The organism is Streptomyces violaceoruber (assembly GCF_033406955.1).
Taxonomy (GTDB): domain Bacteria; phylum Actinomycetota; class Actinomycetes; order Streptomycetales; family Streptomycetaceae; genus Streptomyces; species Streptomyces violaceoruber.
In genome coordinates this window covers 5,403,222-5,421,103 of record NZ_CP137734.1, presented here as the reverse complement: position 1 = coordinate 5,421,103, position 17,882 = coordinate 5,403,222, and the positions used below count along the sequence as shown (strand labels likewise).

The 17,882-nt window shown below is 72.8% G+C and carries 15 protein-coding genes and 1 tRNA gene; 9 read left to right on the top strand and 7 right to left on the bottom strand.

Going from position 1 to position 17,882, the window contains the following annotated elements:
- The first annotated feature begins 295 nt into the window (after positions 1-295).
- The 3 genes from R2E43_RS24250 (at position 296) to R2E43_RS24240 (ending at position 2,672) form a co-directional block, all read left to right on the top strand.
- Complete coding sequence (locus R2E43_RS24250; RefSeq protein ID WP_038534819.1) at positions 296-1,492, top strand: helix-turn-helix domain-containing protein; 1,197 nt, start codon at positions 296-298, stop codon at positions 1,490-1,492.
- Positions 1,493-1,875: 383 nt separating this feature from the next.
- Entirely contained in the window at positions 1,876-2,478 is a 603-nt protein-coding gene (orn, locus tag R2E43_RS24245; protein ID WP_093456209.1) for an oligoribonuclease, read from the top strand.
- Between the two features lie 121 nt (positions 2,479-2,599).
- Positions 2,600-2,672 (top strand) — tRNA-His (locus tag R2E43_RS24240).
- Between the two features lie 370 nt (positions 2,673-3,042).
- Here R2E43_RS24240 and R2E43_RS24235 read toward each other — a convergent pair.
- Positions 3,043-4,098 (bottom strand): LacI family DNA-binding transcriptional regulator, encoded by a 1,056-nt coding sequence (locus R2E43_RS24235; RefSeq protein WP_003976006.1) that lies wholly within the window; start codon positions 4,096-4,098, stop codon positions 3,043-3,045.
- A 365-nt stretch (positions 4,099-4,463) separates the two neighbouring features.
- Here R2E43_RS24235 and R2E43_RS24230 point away from each other — a divergent pair, with 365 nt between their 5' ends.
- From R2E43_RS24230 to R2E43_RS24215, 4 genes are all read left to right on the top strand, one after another.
- Complete coding sequence (locus R2E43_RS24230; RefSeq protein ID WP_011028589.1) at positions 4,464-5,789, top strand: ABC transporter substrate-binding protein; 1,326 nt, start codon at positions 4,464-4,466, stop codon at positions 5,787-5,789.
- Positions 5,790-5,794: 5 nt separating this feature from the next.
- Complete coding sequence (locus tag R2E43_RS24225; RefSeq protein ID WP_011028590.1) at positions 5,795-6,808, top strand: carbohydrate ABC transporter permease; 1,014 nt, start codon at positions 5,795-5,797, stop codon at positions 6,806-6,808.
- Positions 6,809-6,820: 12 nt separating this feature from the next.
- Positions 6,821-7,732 (top strand): carbohydrate ABC transporter permease, encoded by a 912-nt coding sequence (locus tag R2E43_RS24220; protein ID WP_011028591.1) that lies wholly within the window; start codon positions 6,821-6,823, stop codon positions 7,730-7,732.
- 144 nt (positions 7,733-7,876) lie between these two features.
- Complete coding sequence (locus R2E43_RS24215) at positions 7,877-9,316, top strand: GH1 family beta-glucosidase (RefSeq protein ID WP_003976002.1); 1,440 nt, start codon at positions 7,877-7,879, stop codon at positions 9,314-9,316.
- Positions 9,317-9,430: 114 nt separating this feature from the next.
- On the opposite strand, the gene R2E43_RS24210 is transcribed toward R2E43_RS24215, so the two are convergent.
- The 3 genes from R2E43_RS24210 to R2E43_RS24200 all read right to left on the bottom strand — a co-directional run bounded on the left by R2E43_RS24210 (position 9,431) and on the right by R2E43_RS24200 (position 13,174).
- The gene (locus tag R2E43_RS24210) at positions 9,431-10,900 is read right to left on the bottom strand and encodes a glycoside hydrolase family 18 protein (protein ID WP_189283043.1); all 1,470 of its coding nucleotides are present in this window, start codon (positions 10,898-10,900) and stop codon (positions 9,431-9,433) included.
- Between the two features lie 160 nt (positions 10,901-11,060).
- The gene (locus R2E43_RS24205) at positions 11,061-12,473 is read right to left on the bottom strand and encodes a sensor histidine kinase (protein WP_030866476.1); all 1,413 of its coding nucleotides are present in this window, start codon (positions 12,471-12,473) and stop codon (positions 11,061-11,063) included.
- On the bottom strand, positions 12,470-13,174 hold the full coding sequence (locus R2E43_RS24200; protein ID WP_016326297.1) for a response regulator transcription factor: 705 nt from the start codon (positions 13,172-13,174) through the stop codon (positions 12,470-12,472). Before R2E43_RS24200 ends, R2E43_RS24205 begins: the two co-directional genes overlap by 4 nt.
- A gap of 119 nt (positions 13,175-13,293) precedes the next feature.
- Between R2E43_RS24200 and R2E43_RS24195 the strand changes: the two genes are divergently transcribed.
- A complete protein-coding gene (locus tag R2E43_RS24195) occupies positions 13,294-13,866 on the top strand; it encodes a hypothetical protein (protein WP_161270050.1) in 573 nt (190 codons plus the stop codon).
- A gap of 28 nt (positions 13,867-13,894) precedes the next feature.
- Here R2E43_RS24195 and R2E43_RS24190 read toward each other — a convergent pair whose 3' ends face one another.
- Together R2E43_RS24190 and R2E43_RS24185 are read right to left on the bottom strand one after the other, a co-directional pair.
- Entirely contained in the window at positions 13,895-14,764 is an 870-nt protein-coding gene (locus R2E43_RS24190; protein ID WP_011028594.1) for a spermidine synthase, read from the bottom strand.
- A 48-nt stretch (positions 14,765-14,812) separates the two neighbouring features.
- The gene (locus tag R2E43_RS24185; RefSeq protein WP_046247739.1) at positions 14,813-15,193 is read right to left on the bottom strand and encodes a hypothetical protein; all 381 of its coding nucleotides are present in this window, start codon (positions 15,191-15,193) and stop codon (positions 14,813-14,815) included.
- Between the two features lie 283 nt (positions 15,194-15,476).
- On the opposite strand from R2E43_RS24185, the gene R2E43_RS24180 reads away from it, so the two are divergent.
- Entirely contained in the window at positions 15,477-16,916 is a 1,440-nt protein-coding gene (locus tag R2E43_RS24180) for a hypothetical protein (RefSeq protein WP_011028595.1), read from the top strand.
- Positions 16,917-17,190: 274 nt separating this feature from the next.
- On the opposite strand, the gene R2E43_RS24175 is transcribed toward R2E43_RS24180, so the two are convergent.
- On the bottom strand, positions 17,191-17,787 hold the full coding sequence (locus R2E43_RS24175; RefSeq protein ID WP_003975994.1) for a histidine phosphatase family protein: 597 nt from the start codon (positions 17,785-17,787) through the stop codon (positions 17,191-17,193).
- Between the last annotated feature and the right edge of the window lie 95 nt (positions 17,788-17,882).

Here is a 17,882-nt window from a genome sequence, read left to right as displayed (position 1 = left end):
TGCACGGACAGGGTCTCGGGCCCCCCTCGCACCCTACGGGGATTGGCCACTGACACAAGGCGTACTTCCCAGGGGCGCCCGGGAGTGCAACGCTTCGTGATCGACTGCTTCACGCCAAGTTGCCATGTCGACAATGTCCCAAGTGCCGAACCGGCCACCTCGGCGCGGCGGGACACAGTAGATTCGATCTTGACCGTCTACGGCGGGGGACTCGTGCAGGACCGAGGGGAAACGTGTTGGAGCGACAGACCCGAAGGGTGAAGGGCGCCGCGACCACCGAGGGGGGCTTAGCAGTATGAGCCACGACTCCACCGCCGCGCCGGAAGCCGCGGCCCGGAAGCTGTCCGGGCGACGCCGCAAGGAGATCGTCGCGGTGCTGCTGTTCAGCGGCGGCCCCATCTTCGAGAGTTCCATACCGCTGTCGGTGTTCGGGATCGACCGCCAGGACGCCGGCGTGCCGCGCTACCGGCTGCTGGTGTGCGCCGGCGAGGACGGCCCGCTGCGGACCACGGGGGGCCTGGAACTCACCGCGCCGCAGGGACTGGAGGCGATCTCGCGCGCGGGCACGGTCGTCGTGCCGGCCTGGCGGTCGATCACCTCGCCGCCGCCGGAGGAAGCACTCGACGCACTGCGCAGGGCGCACGAGGAGGGGGCGCGCATAGTCGGACTGTGCACGGGCGCCTTCGTCCTCGCGGCGGCCGGCCTGTTGGACGGCCGCCCCGCCACCACGCACTGGATGTACGCGCCGACGCTGGCCAAGCGCTATCCGTCGGTGCACGTCGACCCGCGCGAACTCTTCGTGGACGACGGCGACGTGCTGACGTCCGCCGGCACCGCGGCCGGGATCGACCTGTGCCTGCACATCGTGCGCACGGACCACGGCAACGAGGCGGCCGGTGCGCTGGCCCGCCGGCTGGTGGTCCCCCCGCGCCGCAGCGGCGGCCAGGAGCGCTACCTCGACAGGTCTTTACCGGAGGAGATCGGCGCCGACCCGCTCGCCGAGGTCGTCGCCTGGGCGCTGGAGCACCTCCACGAGCAGTTCGACGTGGAGACGCTGGCCGCGCGCGCCTACATGAGCCGCCGCACCTTCGACCGCCGGTTCCGCTCGCTGACGGGCAGCGCCCCGCTCCAGTGGCTGATCACCCAGCGGGTGCTCCAGGCGCAGCGCCTGCTGGAGACGTCGGACTACTCGGTGGACGAGGTCGCCGGGCGCTGCGGCTTCCGCTCCCCGGTGGCCCTGCGCGGCCACTTCCGCCGCCAGCTGGGCTCGTCCCCGGCCGCCTACCGGGCGGCCTACCGGGCGCGCCGTCCCCAGGGCGACCGCCAGCCGGACCCGGACACCGCGGCCGCGGGCGCCTCCCGTCCGCTGCCCCCGTCCGACCCGCCGGCCTCCCTCGCCCCGGAGAACGCGGTCCCGTTCCAGACCCGCCGCACCGCCACCCCGATGCCGGCGGGCGCGGCCAGCGTCCCGGGCCAGCGCAGCGCGCCGTGAGGTGAGCAGACGGCTCCCTCGAACGCCGGACGGGCCGAGCGTGCCCGTCCGGCGTTCCCGTCCGATGCCGGGCGGGGCACACTCAGCCCGTCCGGCGTTCCCGTCCGATGCCGGGCGGGGCACACTCAGCCCGTCCGGCGTTCCCGTCCGATGCCGGGCAGGGCACACTCAGCCCCTTCGGCGTTCCCGTTCGATGCCGGGCAGGGCACACTCAGCCCCTTCGGCGTTCCCGTCCGATGCCGGGCAGGGCAATTCAGCCCGTCCGGCGTTTGAGGACGAGGCCCGTTCAGGGCCGAAGCGGGGGTTCGGGGGCGGCAGCCCCCGTGACGCCCGCACCGACGCCGGGGGCCCGATAAACAGGCGCCCACCGTAAAGTGGCCCGCATGAACGATCGCATGGTGTGGATCGACTGCGAGATGACCGGCCTCTCGCTGTCCGACGACGCGCTCATCGAGGTTGCCGCCCTCGTCACCGACTCCGAGCTGAACATCCTCGGCGAAGGCGTCGACATCGTGATCCGCCCGCCGGAGCGGGCCCTGGAGACGATGCCGGAGGTGGTGCGCGAGATGCACACCGCGTCCGGGCTGCTCGCGGAGCTGGACGGCGGCACGACCCTGGCGGACGCCGAGGCCCAGGTCCTGGCCTATGTGCGGGAGCACGTGAAGGAGCCGGGCAAGGCCCCGCTGTGCGGCAACTCGGTCGGCACCGACCGCGGCTTCCTGCTGCGGGACATGGCGACGCTGGAGGGCTACCTCCACTACCGGATCGTCGACGTCTCCTCGATCAAGGAGCTGGCCCGCCGCTGGTACCCGCGGGCGTACTTCAACAGCCCGGAGAAGAACGGCAACCACCGGGCGCTCGCCGACATCCGCGAGTCCATCGCCGAACTCCGCTACTACCGGGAGGCGGTCTTCGTCCCGCAGCCCGGCCCCGACTCCGACAAGGCCCGGGCGATCGCCGCGAAGCACGTCGTATCCGCCGGTTAGGGGCGCGGGCCCGCCGGGCGGCCGCGTCCGGAAAGCCGGGCGCGAGCACCCCTTCGGACCCTGTACACTTTTTCTCAGCCGGTCGGGAAACCCGCCATGCGGGATTCGAGCACCGGCCTTGGTGGGTGTAGCTCAGCTGGTAGAGCACCTGGTTGTGGTCCAGGATGCCGCGGGTTCAAGTCCCGTCACTCACCCTGATACGTCAGCCGGTGACCTTCGCGAAGGTCACCGGCTGACGGCGTTCCACAAGCTTCCGGTGCTCCGGATGCTTCCGGCGTTCCGAGAGCCTCCGGCAGCCGGCCCCCGCCCAGAGCCCGCGCCGCCCCTCCCGTACGAGCAGCACCAGCAGGTACAGGCCCCCCGACACACATCGTGACGGCTCCGTACGGACCCGGCGAGGTCGACGGACGTGCCGTGGCCGTCGATGGTGGCGGCCCGGGCGTCGTCGGCGCCGGCGGTTGCCGGGGGGTGCACCCCGTCGGCGGTTGCCCGGGGGGTGCACCCCCGTCAGCGGTTGCCAAAGGGCGTACCCCGCCGGCGGTTGCCGGGGGGCGCACACCCCCCTTACGACGACCTGCGCTCCACCAGTTCCGTCGCCAGCACCACCTGGTGGCGTTCCAGGCCGCGCGAGGCGGCCGGGCGGCGGTCGGCGATCTCGGTCAGCAGCAGGTCGATCATCGCGCGGCCCATCTCCTCGATGGGCTGGCGCACGCTGGTCAGCGGCGGCTCCATGTGGCGGGCGATGGCCGAGTCGTCGTAGCCGACCAGCGCCACGTCGTCCGGGATGCGCCGGCCCGCCTCGCGCAGGACCTGCCCGGCGCCCGCCGCGGTGACGTCGGAGGCGGCGAAGACCGCGTCCACGTCGGGGTGGCGGCGCAGCAGCTCCGCCATCGCGCGGCGTCCGCCCTCCTCGGTGAAGTCGCCCGGCTCGATCAGTCCCTCGTCCACCTCGTGGCCCGCCTCGCGCAGGGCGTCGCGGTAGCCGTCGACGCGTCGCTGCGCGCCGTAGACGGCGAGGTGACCGGTGATGTGGGCGACGCGGCCGCGCCCTCGGGACAGCAGGTGCTCGACGGCCGAGCGGGCGCCGCCGTAGTTGTCCGAGTCCACCGACGCCAGCGGTTCCGCGGCCGAGCGCGGGCCGCTGATCACCGCGGGGATCTCCAGCTGGGTCAGCAGGTCGGGCAGCGGGTCGTCGGCGTGCACCGAGACCAGCAGGACGCCGTCCACCCGGTGCGCCGCCAGATACTGGGCGAGCCGCTCCCGCTCCCGGTCGCTGCCCGCGAATATCAGCAGCAGCTGCATCTCGGTCTCGGACAGCTCGGAGCCGACGCCCTTCAGCATGTCCGAGAAGTACGGCTCCGCGAAGAACCGCGTCTCCGGCTCCGGCACCACCAGGGCGATCGCGTCCGTGCGGTTGGCCGCCAGCGCTCGGGCCGCCGTGTTCGGGACGTACCCGAGTTCCGCGACCGCCGCCTCGACGGCCGCCCGGGTCGCGTCGCTGACCCGCGGCGAGCCGTTGATCACGCGGGAGACCGTGCCGCGGCCGACGCCCGCGCGTGCCGCCACCTCTTCGAGGGTGGGCCGGCCACCGCTCCGACCACGCACTCCGTGGCTTGCCATCGGCTCCGCCTCCCGTCGTCACCCCCGCACTCTGCGGCTGGCCTGGAATTTAACAGGCCGGTCGGGTGTAATGACCGACTCCGGCCCCTCCCCCGCCGTACGGGAGGTGTCTCAGCGCCGCTCGCAACGTCCAGTTAACAGGCCGATAACTGAACGCAATTCGTCGCGTCCGTTCCCTTGACACCCCCGCCCGGACCGACGACTCTTCAACACATCACTTGTGGGAGCGCTCCCACACTACCTGGCACATACACATCCCGCACGTTCCCCGCCCGAGCCGCAGCAACGAACGAAACACATGAAGCAGCGGGTCCAACCATGTAGTTGGCCGGGGGGTCGGCACGTCAGGGCAACAGGAGGACGCAATGCGAGCAGCACGCAGAGGATCGGCCCGCAGGGTGGTGGTCATGGCGGCCATCGCGTCGCTGGGCGCCGGGCTGCTGGCCGGCTGTGCCGACGACGGGAACGACGAGGACAGCTCGTCGTCGGGCGACAGCAGCGGCAAGACCACGATCACCCTCGGTCTGTTCGGGACGATGGGCTTCAAGGAAGCCGGTCTCTACGACGAGTACGAGAAGCTCAACCCGGACATCAACATCGAGGAGAACGTCACCGAGCGGAACGAGAACTACTACCCCGCCCTGGTGAACCACCTCACCACCAACAGCGGCCTCCAGGACGTGCAGGCGATAGAGGTCGGCAACATCGCCGAGGTCGTCGCCACCCAGGCGGACAAGTTCGAGGACATGTCCAAGGCCGCGGGCGTCCAGAAGGCCAACTGGCTCGACTGGAAGTGGCAGCAGGCCACCACCAAGGACGGCGCCACGATCGGTCTCGGCACCGACATCGGCCCGATGGCCATCTGCTACCGCAAGGACCTGTTCGAGAAGGCCGGCCTGCCGACCGACCGCGAAGAGGTCTCCAAGCTGTGGGCCGGTGACTGGAACAAGTTCATCGAGGCCGGCGAGAAGTACAAGAAGGGTGCCGGCAAGGACACCTACTTCATGGACTCCCCCGGCGGTCTGATCAACGCCATCCTCAGCAGTGAGGACGAGAAGTTCTACGACGCCTCGGGCAAGGTCATCTACAAGACCAACCCGGCCGTCAAGGACGCCTTCGACCTGACCGCCGAGGCGGCCGAGAAGGGTCTGGTCCAGTCGCAGACCCAGTTCCAGCCGGCCTGGGACCAGACCATTTCCAACAGCCTGTTCGCCACCGTCGCCTGCCCGCCGTGGATGCTCGGCACCATCAAGGCCAAGTCCCAGCCGGACTCCGCCGGCAAGTGGGACGTCGCCCAGGCCCCGAAGGCCGGCAACTGGGGCGGCACCTTCCTGGGCGTGCCCAAGAGCGGCAAGCACGTGAAGGAGGCCCAGAAGCTGGTCACCTGGCTGACCGCGCCCGAGCAGCAGGCCAAGCTCTTCTCCAAGATGGGCAGCTTCCCGAGCGCGCCCGCCGCGTACAAGCTCCCCCAGGTGACCGGCGGCAAGAACGACATGACCGGTGACGCGCCGATCGGCGAGCTGTTCGCCAAGGCCGCGGAGCAGATCCCGACCCAGGTGATCGGCCCGAAGGACCAGATCGTCCAGCAGGGTCTGACCGACAACGGCGTCATCCTCGTCACCCAGGGCAAGTCGGCCGAGGACGCGTGGGACAACGCCGTGAAGACCATCGACAACAACCTGGAGAAGTGACCGGAATGACCACCCGGCACGACACCGCCGCGTCCCCCGTCAAGGGGGGCGCGGCCCCGGGCCGCCCGCCCGGCGGCAGGGCGTCCGCGGAGGCGGACCGCAGGAAGCGGGCCAAGCTCTCCCGCCGCTGGCAGCGGGACATGCGCTGGAGCCCGTACGCGTTCGTCTCGCCGTTCTTCCTGCTCTTCCTCGCCTTCGGCCTGTTCCCGCTGATCTACACCGGCTGGGCCTCGCTGCACACGGTGGAGCTGACCGCGCCCACCGACATGCAGTGGACGGGTCTGGACAACTACACCCGGATCTTCGACGACGAGTTCTTCTGGAACGCCGCGAAGAACACACTGTGGATCGGCGTCATCTCGACGGTGCCGCAGCTGCTGATGGCGATGGGCCTCGCGCACATCCTCAACTACAAGCTGCGCGCCTCGACCTTCTACCGGGTCGTGATGCTGGCGCCATACGCGACGTCGATCGCCGCGGCCTCGCTGGTCTTCGTGCTGCTCTTCGGCCGGGACTACGGCATGATCAACTGGGTCCTCGACCTGGTGGGCCTGGACAAGATCGACTGGCAGAACGGCTCGTGGTCGTCCAAGTTCGCCGTGTCCACGATCGTCATCTGGCGCTGGACCGGCTACAACGCGCTGATCTACCTGGCCGCGATGCAGGCGATCCCGCAGGACCTGTACGAGTCGGCGGCGCTGGACGGCGCCAGCCGCTGGCGGCAGTTCATCCACGTGACGCTGCCCTCGCTGCGTCCCACGATCCTGTTCACGGTCGTCGTGTCGACCATCGGCGCCTCGCAGGTCTTCGGCGAGCCGCTGCTCTTCGACGCCAACAAGGGCGCCTCGGGCGGCTCCCAGCACCAGTTCCAGACGCTCGGCCTGTACCTGTACGAGCAGGGCTGGGTCAACCAGCACCTGGGCCGCGCCTCCGCGATCGCCTGGGCGATGTTCCTGATCCTGATCGTGATCGGGGTCCTCAACGCCGTCATCTCGCGCCGGCTGCGCGCCAGTAGTTAAGGAGAACCGGCCGTGACGACGACCATGACGAAACCCCCGGCCGACGCGGCACCCGAGCCGCCCCGGCGGGGCCGACGACGTTCCAAGGCATCCCGGGCCGGCGGCACGCTGCACGCCGGGCCGGTCGCCTACATCATCCTCGCCCTGTTCACCATCGGCTCGCTGTTCCCGCTGGTGTGGACGGCGATCGCCGCCTCGCGCGACAACCAGCGGCTCGCCCAGACGCCGCCGCCCCTCTGGTTCGGCGGCAACCTGTTCGACAAGCTCGAGATCGCCTGGAACGACGCCAACCTCGGCGAGGCGTTCCTCAACACCACCATCGTGGCCGGGATCTCGGCGTGCACCATCGTCTTCCTGTCGACGGTCGCCGGGTTCGCCTTCGCCAAGCTGCGCTTCCGCGGGCGCAACGCGCTGATGCTGATCGTCGTCGGCACGATGATGGTGCCGCCGCAGCTCAGCATCATCCCGCTGTACATGATGGTCGCGAAGCTGGACTGGTCCGACCAGTTGCAGGCGGTGATCCTGCCGTCCCTGGTGAACGCGTTCGGCGTGTTCTTCATGCGGCAGTACCTGCTCCAGGCGCTGCCCGACGAGATCATCGAGGCCGCGCGCGTGGACGGCGCCAGCAGCTGGCGTGTGATGTGGCACGTGGTGTTCCCGGCGGCGCGGCCCGCGATGGCCGTGCTCGGCATGCTGATGTTCGTGCAGTCCTGGAACGACTTCCTGTGGCCGTTCCTGGTGCTGACGCAGAACGGCAGCCCGACCGTGCAGGTCGCACTCGCCGGACTGGGCCGCGGCTACACCCCGGACCAGTCCCTGATCATGGCCGGTGCGCTGCTGGGCACGCTGCCGCTGCTGCTGGTGTTCGCGATCTTCGGCAAGCAGATCGTGGGCGGCATCATGCAGGGCGCCGTCAAGGGCTGACCCCTCACCTTCGGGGCCGGGCCACCGCCCCGGCCCCCCTTTCCCCCCTCGTCCTTCTTACTCGTCGGTCCAGCGCGTCGGTCCTCCGGCCGGTCCCCCCGGGACCCGCCCGGACCCGCCACGACCTGCTATGGGAGCGCTTCCATGCTTGAGTCCGCAACGCCGGTGACCCCGGTGACCTTCCCCCCCGCCTTCCTGTGGGGCGCCGCCACCTCGGCGTACCAGATCGAGGGCGCGGTACGGGAGGACGGCCGCACCCCGTCGATCTGGGACACCTTCAGCCACACCCCCGGGAAGACGGCCGGCGGGGACACCGGTGACGTCGCCGTCGACCACTACCACCGCTACCGCGACGACGTGGCGCTGATGAAGGACCTGGGCCTCGGTGCCTACCGCTTCTCCATCTCCTGGCCCCGGGTGCAGCCGACCGGCCGCGGCCCCGCCGTCCAGCGCGGCCTGGACTTCTACCGCCGTCTGGTGGACGAGCTGCTGGCCGCCGGGATCAAGCCGGCCGTCACCCTCTACCACTGGGACCTGCCGCAGGAGCTGGAGGACGCGGGCGGCTGGCCCGAGCGGGACACGGCGTACCGGTTCGCCGAGTACGCGCAGATCGTGGGCGAGGCGCTCGGCGACCGGGTGGAGCAGTGGATCACGCTCAACGAGCCGTGGTGCGCCGCCTTCCTGGGCTACGCCTCCGGTGTGCACGCCCCCGGCCGCACCGACCCGGCGGCCGCGCTGCGCGCCGCGCACCACCTGAACCTGGCGCACGGCCTCGGCACGGTCGCGCTGCGCTCGGTGATGCCGGCCCGCAACTCGGTGGCGATCAGCCTCAACACGTCCGTCGTACGGCCGCTGTCGCAGAGCCCGGCGGACCTGGCGGCGGCGCGGAAGATCGACGACCTGTCCGGCGGGATCTTCCACGGTCCGATCCTGCACGGCGCCTACCCGCAGACCCTGCTGGAGGCGACGGCACCGCTCACCGACTGGTCGTTCGTCCAGGACGGCGACCTGGGACAGATCCGCCAGCCGATCGACGCGATCTGCCTCAACTACTACACGCCGACGGTGGTGTCGGCGGCCGACGCCGACTCGCGCGCCCCCCGCGCCGACGGCCACGGCGCGAGCGACCACTCGCCCTGGCCCGCCGCGGAGGACGTGGCCTTCCACCAGCCGCCCGGCGAGCGCACCGAGATGGGCTGGACCGTCGACCCGACCGGCCTGCACGAGCTGATCATGCGGTACAACCGCGAGGCTCCCGGCATGCCGCTGTACATCAGCGAGAACGGCGCCGCCTACGACGACAAGCCCGGCGCGGACGGCACGGTGCACGACCCCGACCGGGTCGCCTACCTGAACGGCCACCTCACCGCGGTCCGGCAGGCCATCGCCGACGGAGCGGACGTCCGCGGCTACTACCTGTGGTCCCTGCTGGACAACTTCGAGTGGGCCTACGGCTACGAGAAGCGCTTCGGCGCCGTGTACGTCGACTACGCCTCCCAGCAGCGCACCCCGAAGTCGAGCGCCCTGTGGTACGGGCGGGCGGCCCGCACCGGGACGCTCCCGCCGGTGGACGCCGCCGAGTAGCCCCTCGGGGGGCGGCACACGGGCGGTGGCGGGGCGCGGCATCCCACGGGGGGGATGCCGCGCCCCGCTCGCAGGGCCGGTGTGGGGCCCGGCCCTGCGGGAAGGGGCCCTGCCCTACTTGTAGGCGGCGAGGGCCTTGGCGAAGGCGTTCGGCTCCTGGTCCACGGAGCTGCAGGTGGCGTCGGCGGACGGCTTCGGACCGCCGGCGCAGGCCTTGTCTCGGGTCGCGGACCACATGGACAGCGCGCCCAGGCCCTTGGACTTCGCGAACTTGACGAGCTGGGTGGCGTCCTCCACCTTGAAGACCTCGGAGGCGACGTCGTTGACGCCGATCATCGGCGTGACGGCGACCGTCTTCCAGGCGTCCGCGTCGGACCGGCCGAGGACGCCCTTGATCTGCGCCTGGGTGGCGGTGGCGGCCTGCTCGGCGTAGGTGCCCATGTCGCCGCTGTACGCGGGGCCGTAGTCCATCGCCATGATGTTGACGGCGTCGATGCCCACGCCGTTCTCCTTCGCGTCGGCGAGGAGGTCGACGCCCGCCTGGGTGAGGCCCTCGGGCATCACCGGGAGGGTGAAGGAGACGTCCAGGCCGGGGTGCTGCTTCTGGAGCGCGGCGATCGCCTGGGCACGCCGGGTGTTGGCGGCCGTGTCGGGCAGCGCCCCGCCCTCGACGTCGAAGTCGACCTTGGTGAGCTTGTACGCGTCGACGACCTTGCCGTACGCCGCCGCCAGCGCGTCGGCCGACGTGCAGGTGGTGCCCAGTTCGGAGCCGGAGGCGCCGCCGAAGGAGACGCGGACGTCGCCGCCCTCGGCGCGCAGGGCGCCTATCTGGTTGGCCACCGCGTCGCTGCCGAGGTCGGTGACGCCGCCCCACTTGGGGGTGCAGCCGCCGCCGTCGGTCACGAAGGCGAGGTTGTACTCCTTGACGCCGGTCGCCGCGGAGTGCGCGAGCAGGTCGAAGGCCGGGTAGAGGGAGGTGTCGACGTACGGCGCGAAGCCGGCGCCCGCCGCGGTGCCGTCGCCCGGGGTGCCGGTGGGCGCCGGAGGGGTGGGGGTGCCGGTCGGCGCCGGCTCCGTGCTGTCGGTTGCCGTGGGGGTCGGCGTGGGCGTCGGGGCCGGGGGGTCGGTGGGGCGGCCGCCGGGCTCGGGGGTGGCACCGTCGTCCGTCGAGCACGCGGCGGCGTCGACGAGGCAACCGGTCGGGTCGGCGGTGCCGTTGACGACGAAGCCGACCGTGACCGACTCGCCGGCCTTCAGCCCGTCCGTGTCCCACTTGGGCGGCGTCACGGTGACGTGCTGCCCGTCGGCCTTCGACTCGGCGTTCCACAGCGAGCCGAGCTTCGCACCGGAGGGCAGGTCGAACTCCAGGGTCCAGTCGGCCTTCGTCTGCCCGCTGTTGTTGGTGACGACGTACTGCGCGGTGTAGCCCGTCGACCACTCGCTGGTCTTCGTGTACGCGGCACCGACCGAGGCCGCCTGGGCGGTGCTGGTGAACAGCAGCGCCCCGCCGCCGGCCACGGCCGCCGCGACGAGGGCGCCGATCGCCTTGTTCCTGCCACTGACCTTGCGTCGGTGCGTGCGCATGACGTGCCTGCCTTCGCTGTTCACGGTGCCCCCGGCGGCGGGCCGACGGGGGCGGGGTGGGGGTGCGGCAGCACGCTAGCGACCCGGAATCGGGCAAAGAGGCTGATCCGGGCGGGGGTTGGCGATCTTAGGGTGGGCTTAAGGAAGGCATCGGGACCGATTAATGGTCGCGGCCGGCCGGGGCCGCCGGTGCCGGTGCACGGCTCTGTCTGCGTCGGCGTACGGCACCCCGGTGCCCGCGCCGGGCCGGCGCCGTCCGCCCGTCCAGCTGGATCCAGATCCGCACCTCGGTACCGCCCAGCACGGAGGCGCCGATGCGGACGTCGCCGCCGGTCGACTCCGCCATCCGGCGCACGATGTCCAGGCCGAGCCCGGTCGACCCGTCGGTGCCCGAACCCCGGCCGCGAGCCATCGCCGCCTCGGGGTCCGCGATGCCGGTGCCGGCGTCGGAGACGAGCACGATCACCGCGTCCTCGCCGTTGTGCAGGTCGACGGCGAAGGCGGTGCCCTCGGCGGTGTGCCGGAAGACGTTGCCGAGCAGCGCGTCGAGGGAGGCCGCCAGGTCGGTGCGGGCCACGGGGATGCGCACCGGCCGGTCGGCGCCGGCCACCCGCCACTTGCGGCCCTCGTCCTCGGCCAGTGCCGACCAGAACCCCATCCGCTCCCGGACCACCTCGGCCGCGTCGCACCCGGCGCCGGGCCCGGCGACGGCCGTCTGCGGCTTGGCGTCCCGGGCGGTGCGGATGATCGTGTCGACCTCGCGCTCCAGCTGTTCGACGGCGGCCCGGGTTTGCTCGGCGGCGGGGCCGTCGCCGAGCGAGGCCGCGTTGAGGCGCAGCACGGTCAGCGGGGTGCGCAGGCGGTGGGACAGGTCGGCGGCCAGCTCCCGTTCGTTGGCGAGGAGCTGGACGACCTGGTCGGCCATGGAGTTGAACGCGACCGCGGCGCGCCGCAGTTCGTCCGGCCCCTCCACGGGCACCCGCGCGCCGAGCCTGCCCTCCCCCAGCTCGTGCGCGCCCTCGACCAGGCGCCGGGCCGGCTGCACCATCCGGACGCCCAGCCGGTCGGCGACCGCGACCGAGCCGACGATCAGGGCGGCGCCGACCGCGGCGAGCACCGCCCAGGCCGTGCCGACGCCGTTGGTCACCTCGGACTCGGGCACGTACACCTCGACGACGGCGATCTCGCCGGAGCTGAGCGCGACCGGCTGGAGCAGGGTGGAGCCGCCGCCCACCTCGGTGGTGGAGGCCCGCCCCATCCGCCGTACGGCGGCGATGTCCTCGTCGGTGGCCCGCTGCCGTCCGATGTCGGTGGCGCCCCCGCTCCAGTCACCGGGCGCCGGTATGTGCACGGCCATCCCGGCGTCCGAACCGGCGGAGGCGACGACGCGTTCCAGCTGCTCGCGGTCGGTGGTGATGGACAGGGCCGGGGCGACGGCGGCGGCCTCCCGTTCGGCGTTGGAGAAGGCGCGGTCGCGGGCCATCTCCCGGATGACGAGTCCGAGCGGAACGGCGAAGGCGACCACGACCATCGCGGTGACCGCCAGCGACACCTTGACCAGGGCCCATCTCATCGTGGTGGCTCCAGTCGCGGTGGCTCCAGCTTCACGCCGACGCCGCGCAGGGTGTGCAGATAGCGCGGCCGGGCCGCGGTCTCGCCCAGTTTGCGGCGCAGCCAGGACAGGTGGACGTCGATGGTCTGGTCGTCGCCGTAGGACTGCTGCCAGACCTCGGCGAGCAGTTCCTTGCGGGGCACGACCACCCCGGGCCGGCCGGCCAGGAAGGCGAGCAGGTCGAACTCGCGGCGGGTCAGGTCCAGTGCCGTTCCGTCCAGTTCGGCCTGGCGGCGCAGCGGGTCCACGGTGAGGCCGCCGACCCGCAGGACGGTCGGCGGCGCCGCCTCCGCGGGGCCGCCGCGCGCGCGGCGCAGTACGGCCGCCATCCGGGCGGACAGGTGCTCGACGGAGAACGGCTTGGTGAGGTAGTCGTCCGCGCCCGCGTTCAACAGCCGTACGACCTCCGCCTCGTCGTCCCGGGCGGTGGCGACGATCACCGGGACGTCGGTGATGCCGCGCAGCATCTTGAGTGCCTCGGAGCCGTCCAGGTCGGGCAGTCCGAGGTCCAGGATCACCACGTCGAACCGGAAATGGGCGACCTCGCGCAGCGCCTCCAGCGCCGTGCCCACGCTGCGCACGGTGTGCGAGGCGTCGGTCAGCTGCCGGATGAGCGCCGAGCGTACGAACTGGTCGTCCTCGACCACGAGCACACTTGCCATGGGCGGCACCGTACGCCATGCGGACCAACCCGGTCCGGGCCTGTGGACAACTCCGCCCGGCCCGGCGCCACACCCCGTTCGCGCGACACGCGTGGGGCGGGTGAGGCAGTATGGCCGCGATGCGCAGAGGACTCGTCCACGTGATCGCCTGGCTGCTCGCCACCGGCGCCGCGGTCACCCTGTCGTGGTGGGGCGTCCACACGGTGATGGCGGGCACGGCCTACGACGCGCCCCGGGCACTGCCGATCACGGCGGCCGACGCGAGCGTGCGGGGCGGGGAGGGCGACGGCGGGGAGTCCCTGGCGTCGTCCACCAGCCGGCCCTCGCCCGCCCCCTCGGCGTCGCCGTCGTCGGGCAGCGCGTCGCCGACGCCGAGCGGGACGTCGCGCGAACCCGGCCCCGCCCCGGCGCGCACCACGCCGTCCACCGCGCCGCCCGAGGACCCGGTGAGCCCCGCGCCCGACACGTCCGGTGACGTCAAGAGCTACGACACGGACGGGGGCCGCGCGGTCTTCGACCTCGGGACGTCGTCCGCGTCGCTGGTGTCGGCGACGCCGGGGACGGGCTGGTCGATGCAGGTGTGGAAGACGGAGTCGTGGATCCGGGTGGAGTTCACCTCGGGCGCCGACCGGGTCTCGGTGTTCTGCACCTGGCACGACGGGCCGCCGCGGGTGGAGATCGGCAGCTACTGAACCGCCGCGGTCGGCAGCCGGCGGAGACTCACTTGAACACGGACTCCGGCGGCGCGGGCGAGTCCACCGCCGCCGCGTCCGTCACGGGGTGGGCGCCGCCGGCGAAGTCGGTGAGCGCACGGCCGTGCTCGACGCGCGCGGGGTGCGGGTCGGAGGCGGCACGGCGGGTGAGTTCGGCGACCGGCAGCGGGTGGTCGGCGGCGACCAGGATCGCGTTGCCGAAGCGTCGGCCGCGCAGTACGGCCGGGTCGGCGACGAGGGCGAGTGCGGCGAACCGGGCGGCCGCGGTGGCGATCTGGCCGCGCAGGTGGGCGAGCGGCGGGCCGTCGGCCAGGTTGGCGGCGTAGACCCCGCCGGGCGCGAGCGCGCGCCGCACCTCGTCGAGGAACTCGGTGGAGGTCAGGTGGGCCGGGGTGCGGGCCCCGCCGAAGACGTCCGCGACGACGAGGTCCGCCCAGCCGTCGGGCACCTTGGCCAGCCCGGCGCGGGCGTCGGTGGAGCGCACCCGGATCCGCGCGCCGGGGTCCAGCGGCAGCTCCCGCCGGACCAGTTGGACGAGGGCGGCGTCCCGCTCGACGACCTGCTGGGTGGAGCGGGGGCGGGTGGCGGCGACGTAGCGGGCGAGGGTGAGGGCGCCGCCGCCGAGGTGGACGGCCCGCAGGGGTCTGCCGGGCGGGGCGGTCAGGTCGATGACGTGGCCGATGCGGCGCTGGTACTCGAAGGAGAGGTACGCCGGGTCGTCGAGGTCGACGTGCGACTGCGGGGCACCGTCGATCAGCAGCGTCCAGGCCCGCGGCCGGTCCCGGTCGGGCACCAGCTCGGCGCGGCCTCCGTCGACGTCCTCGACGACGGCTTCGGCGGCAGCGCGCCCGCGGCGGGCGTTCCTGGACTTTCCCATCCGCCCATTATCGGACCGATGCCGGCCCCCGAAGACCGGACGGGGTGCTCAGCGGCAGCTGTCCGCGGCCCTGATCAGCCGGGCCGCCTCGCCCAGCGCGGCCCGCAGCACGGCGGGGTCGGTCGCCAGGTCCGCCTCGCCGGGCGGCAGCAGCCAGGCGGAGCCCTCCACGGGCGGCTCGGGCGCCGGCACGATGCTCAGCCCGCGGCCGTCCGTCTCCGTGCAGGTGCTGCCCGGCACGTCCCAGGCGGCGGCGGTGCCCGGCGGCACCAGGAATCCCAGGGTGTCGCAGCCGCCGTCGTGGAGCACCGGGCCCACCCCGTCACCTGCTCCCCGCCTGAGGATGTCGACCGCTTCCAGACCCTGCCGGGTCGGCACGGTGACGACGTCGCAGGCGTCGCAGGGGGGAACGCTGACGCTGGTGTCCATCCCGGCCTCCACCACGGAACTCCTCCTCGGACGAGCGGTTCGGGAGTCGGGGGCCTCCCGGTCCACCCGGTTCAACGCGGCGGGCCGTCAACAGCTACGGCCGGGGGCCGCCGCAAAGGATGGCACTTCATGGCAGATCGTGGATGAGATATCCGGTTTGTAGCCAAACAGCGCGTGGCCGCTCCGTCACAGCCGGTACGTTCTTGCTCGCCGGAAACAGGGCCGCCAGCCTTACTCGCCCTTCCCCGGCATGGTTCGACGGTTCGCACGAGAGGACCCGGCCATGGCGTCGTCAACGGTGACCTCCGCCCAGCCCGAACGGCCCCCGCGGCCGAACCTCGCCTTCAGGCGGTTGCGCGGCAAGCGCTCCCCGGCGGAGTTCGCGGCGGCGGTCCGCCGGGCCGCGCGCGAGATCGGCGAGCGGGTCAGCTGCGACGCGCGCTATGTCGGCCGGGTCGAGGCGGGCGAGATCCGCTGCCCCAACTACGCGTACGAGCGGGTGTTCCTGCACATGTTCCCCGGCCGCACGCTCACCGACCTGGGGTTCGCGCCCCGTTCGTCGGTACGCGGACGGCAGGCGCGCACCCCGGGTGAGTCACGAGGGGCGGGTGAGCCGTATGAGACGCATGACACGCAAGACGTCCTGGACACGCAAGACGTCCGAGACGCGCAGGACCTGTACGAAACGCACGACAACAACGAGGAGAGCGACGTGCTGCGTCGCGCATTCATGACGAGCGGCGCCACCGTGGCCGCCGCCTCACTCGGCCCCCTGGGGCTCGCCGTCGACGCCGCGGCGGCCGGACGCCCCGCGCGCCGGGCCGGGACGGGCGAGGCCGGCGCCCTCGAAGAAGCCGTCCGCCGGATCCGGCTGCTCGACGACCGGCACGGCGCGGACGGTCTCTACCGGCGCGCGGCGGCCCCGCTGCGCACCGCGTACGCGCTCCTGGACGCCGGCGTGTCCCGGCAGGCGACCGCGGACCGGATCTACACGGGCGCCGGTGAACTGGCGATCTCCGTGGGCTGGCTGGCGCACGACTCGGGGCGCTTCGACGACGCGCGCTCCCACTACGCCGAGGCCCTCGCCACCGCCCGGATGAACGGCGACGCCGGCCTCGAGGCGCACGCCTTCTGCAACATGGCGTTCCTGGCCCGCGACGCCGGCCGCCCGCGCGAGGCGGTGCGGGCGGCCCAGGCCGCGCAGCGCGCCGCCCGCCCGCTGGGCTCGGCCCGGCTGATGTCCCTGCTGGCGCTGCGCGAGGCGGGCGGCTGGGCGGGCCTCGCGGACCGCGTCGGCTGCGAGCAGGCGCTGGTCCGCGCGCAGACCTTCTTCGAACGGGGCCCCTCGGACACCGACCCGGAGTGGATGAGCTTCTACGGCGAGGCCGAGCTGGAGGGGCTCGAGGCGCAGTGCTGGTCGACCCTGGGCGACTGGCCGCGGGCGGCCCGGCACGCGCGGCGGGCGGCGGATCTCCAGGACCCGCACTTCACCCGGAACCTGGCGCTGTACTCGGCGGAGCTGGCGGACGACCTGGCCCGGGGCGGCCGCCCCGACGAGGCGGCGGGGGCGGGCATGCGGGTGCTCGACCTGCTGGGCGAGGTCCAGTCCTCCCGCATCCACACGATGCTGGCCGGAACGGCCCGGGTGCTCCTCCCCCACCGCCGCGCTTCGGGAGTCTCCACCTTCCTGGACCGCCACGCAGCGCTGCCGAGACCGGCATGACCCCGACCCAGCCACACCCCGGCCGCCACTGCGGACCATCGCCAGCCGCCGCAAATGCGGGCAGCCGCACCGCCGCCCCCGCCGCAGCTGCGGGCAGTCGTGCCGCGGGGGCGGCACGGGTGGGCGGTGGGGGTACCTCTCGGGCCGTTCAGGCACTGGGGGAAGCACCCCGCGACGCCGGGACGCGTCCCCACCCCCGCCCCAGCCCCGACGCCGGGCGTCGGGCACCGGGCGCCGGGCGCCGCAAACCAGCGCGGGCACCCGTACCCACCCGTCAGCCCACCAAGTGCCCCAGATCGTTCCAGCTCTCCACCGCCGGCTCCCCGTACGCCCACCCCAGCACCGACAGCGACGTCGGATTGAGCCGTATCCGCGCGCCGAAGGACACCGGCAGCCCCAGCCACCGCGCCCCGATCGCCCGCAGAACGTGCCCGTGGGCGAAGACGAGCACGTCCCGCTCCGCCTCTCGCGCCCACGCCACCACCTCGTCCGCGCGCGCCGTGACGTCTGCCACGCCCTCCCCCTCCGGGGCCCCGTCCCGCCAGATCAGCCAGCCGGGCCGCACGGCCTGGATCTGCTCCGGCGTCATGCCCTCGTACGCCCCGTAGTCCCACTCCATCAGCGTGTCCCACGCGCGTGCGCGCTCGCCGAAACCCGCCAGCTCGCAGGTCTCGCTCGCGCGCACCAGCGGACTGGTCCGCACCTCCACGCCGTCCAGCCCGTCCCACGGCGCCCGGTGCAGCCGCTCGCCGAGCAGCTTCGCGCCGCGCCGGCCCTCCTCCAGGAGCGGCACGTCGGTCCTGCCGGTGTGTCTGCCGGACAGCGACCACTCCGTCTGTCCGTGCCGGGCCAGCAGAATGCGCGGTGCCATGAAGAGGCCTTTCCGGGAGAAATGTCTGAGGGGGACCCCTCCATCATCCCGTACCGTCCGTGCGGGCAACCCGAGGGGCGATGCCCGCGTCTATC

Excerpts from the sequence above, each read along its gene's own strand:
- orn (WP_093456209.1), top strand. The coding sequence starts at position 1,876 with ATGAACGATCGCATGGTGTGGATCGACTGCGAGATGACCGGCCTCTCG.
- R2E43_RS24185 (WP_046247739.1), bottom strand. The coding sequence starts at position 15,193 with ATGGACACCAGCGTCAGCGTTCCCCCCTGCGACGCCTGCGACGTCGTC.
- R2E43_RS24180 (WP_011028595.1), top strand. The coding sequence starts at position 15,477 with ATGGCGTCGTCAACGGTGACCTCCGCCCAGCCCGAACGGCCCCCGCGG.
- R2E43_RS24235 (WP_003976006.1), bottom strand. The coding sequence starts at position 4,098 with ATGGCAAGCCACGGAGTGCGTGGTCGGAGCGGTGGCCGGCCCACCCTC.
- R2E43_RS24225 (WP_011028590.1), top strand. The coding sequence starts at position 5,795 with ATGACCACCCGGCACGACACCGCCGCGTCCCCCGTCAAGGGGGGCGCG.
- R2E43_RS24205 (WP_030866476.1), bottom strand. The coding sequence starts at position 12,473 with ATGAGATGGGCCCTGGTCAAGGTGTCGCTGGCGGTCACCGCGATGGTC.
- R2E43_RS24175 (WP_003975994.1), bottom strand. The coding sequence starts at position 17,787 with ATGGCACCGCGCATTCTGCTGGCCCGGCACGGACAGACGGAGTGGTCG.
- R2E43_RS24250 (WP_038534819.1), top strand. The coding sequence starts at position 296 with ATGAGCCACGACTCCACCGCCGCGCCGGAAGCCGCGGCCCGGAAGCTG.
- R2E43_RS24230 (WP_011028589.1), top strand. The coding sequence starts at position 4,464 with ATGCGAGCAGCACGCAGAGGATCGGCCCGCAGGGTGGTGGTCATGGCG.
- R2E43_RS24200 (WP_016326297.1), bottom strand. The coding sequence starts at position 13,174 with ATGGCAAGTGTGCTCGTGGTCGAGGACGACCAGTTCGTACGCTCGGCG.
- R2E43_RS24195 (WP_161270050.1), top strand. The coding sequence starts at position 13,294 with ATGCGCAGAGGACTCGTCCACGTGATCGCCTGGCTGCTCGCCACCGGC.
- R2E43_RS24215 (WP_003976002.1), top strand. The coding sequence starts at position 7,877 with ATGCTTGAGTCCGCAACGCCGGTGACCCCGGTGACCTTCCCCCCCGCC.
- R2E43_RS24190 (WP_011028594.1), bottom strand. The coding sequence starts at position 14,764 with ATGGGAAAGTCCAGGAACGCCCGCCGCGGGCGCGCTGCCGCCGAAGCC.
- R2E43_RS24210 (WP_189283043.1), bottom strand. The coding sequence starts at position 10,900 with ATGCGCACGCACCGACGCAAGGTCAGTGGCAGGAACAAGGCGATCGGC.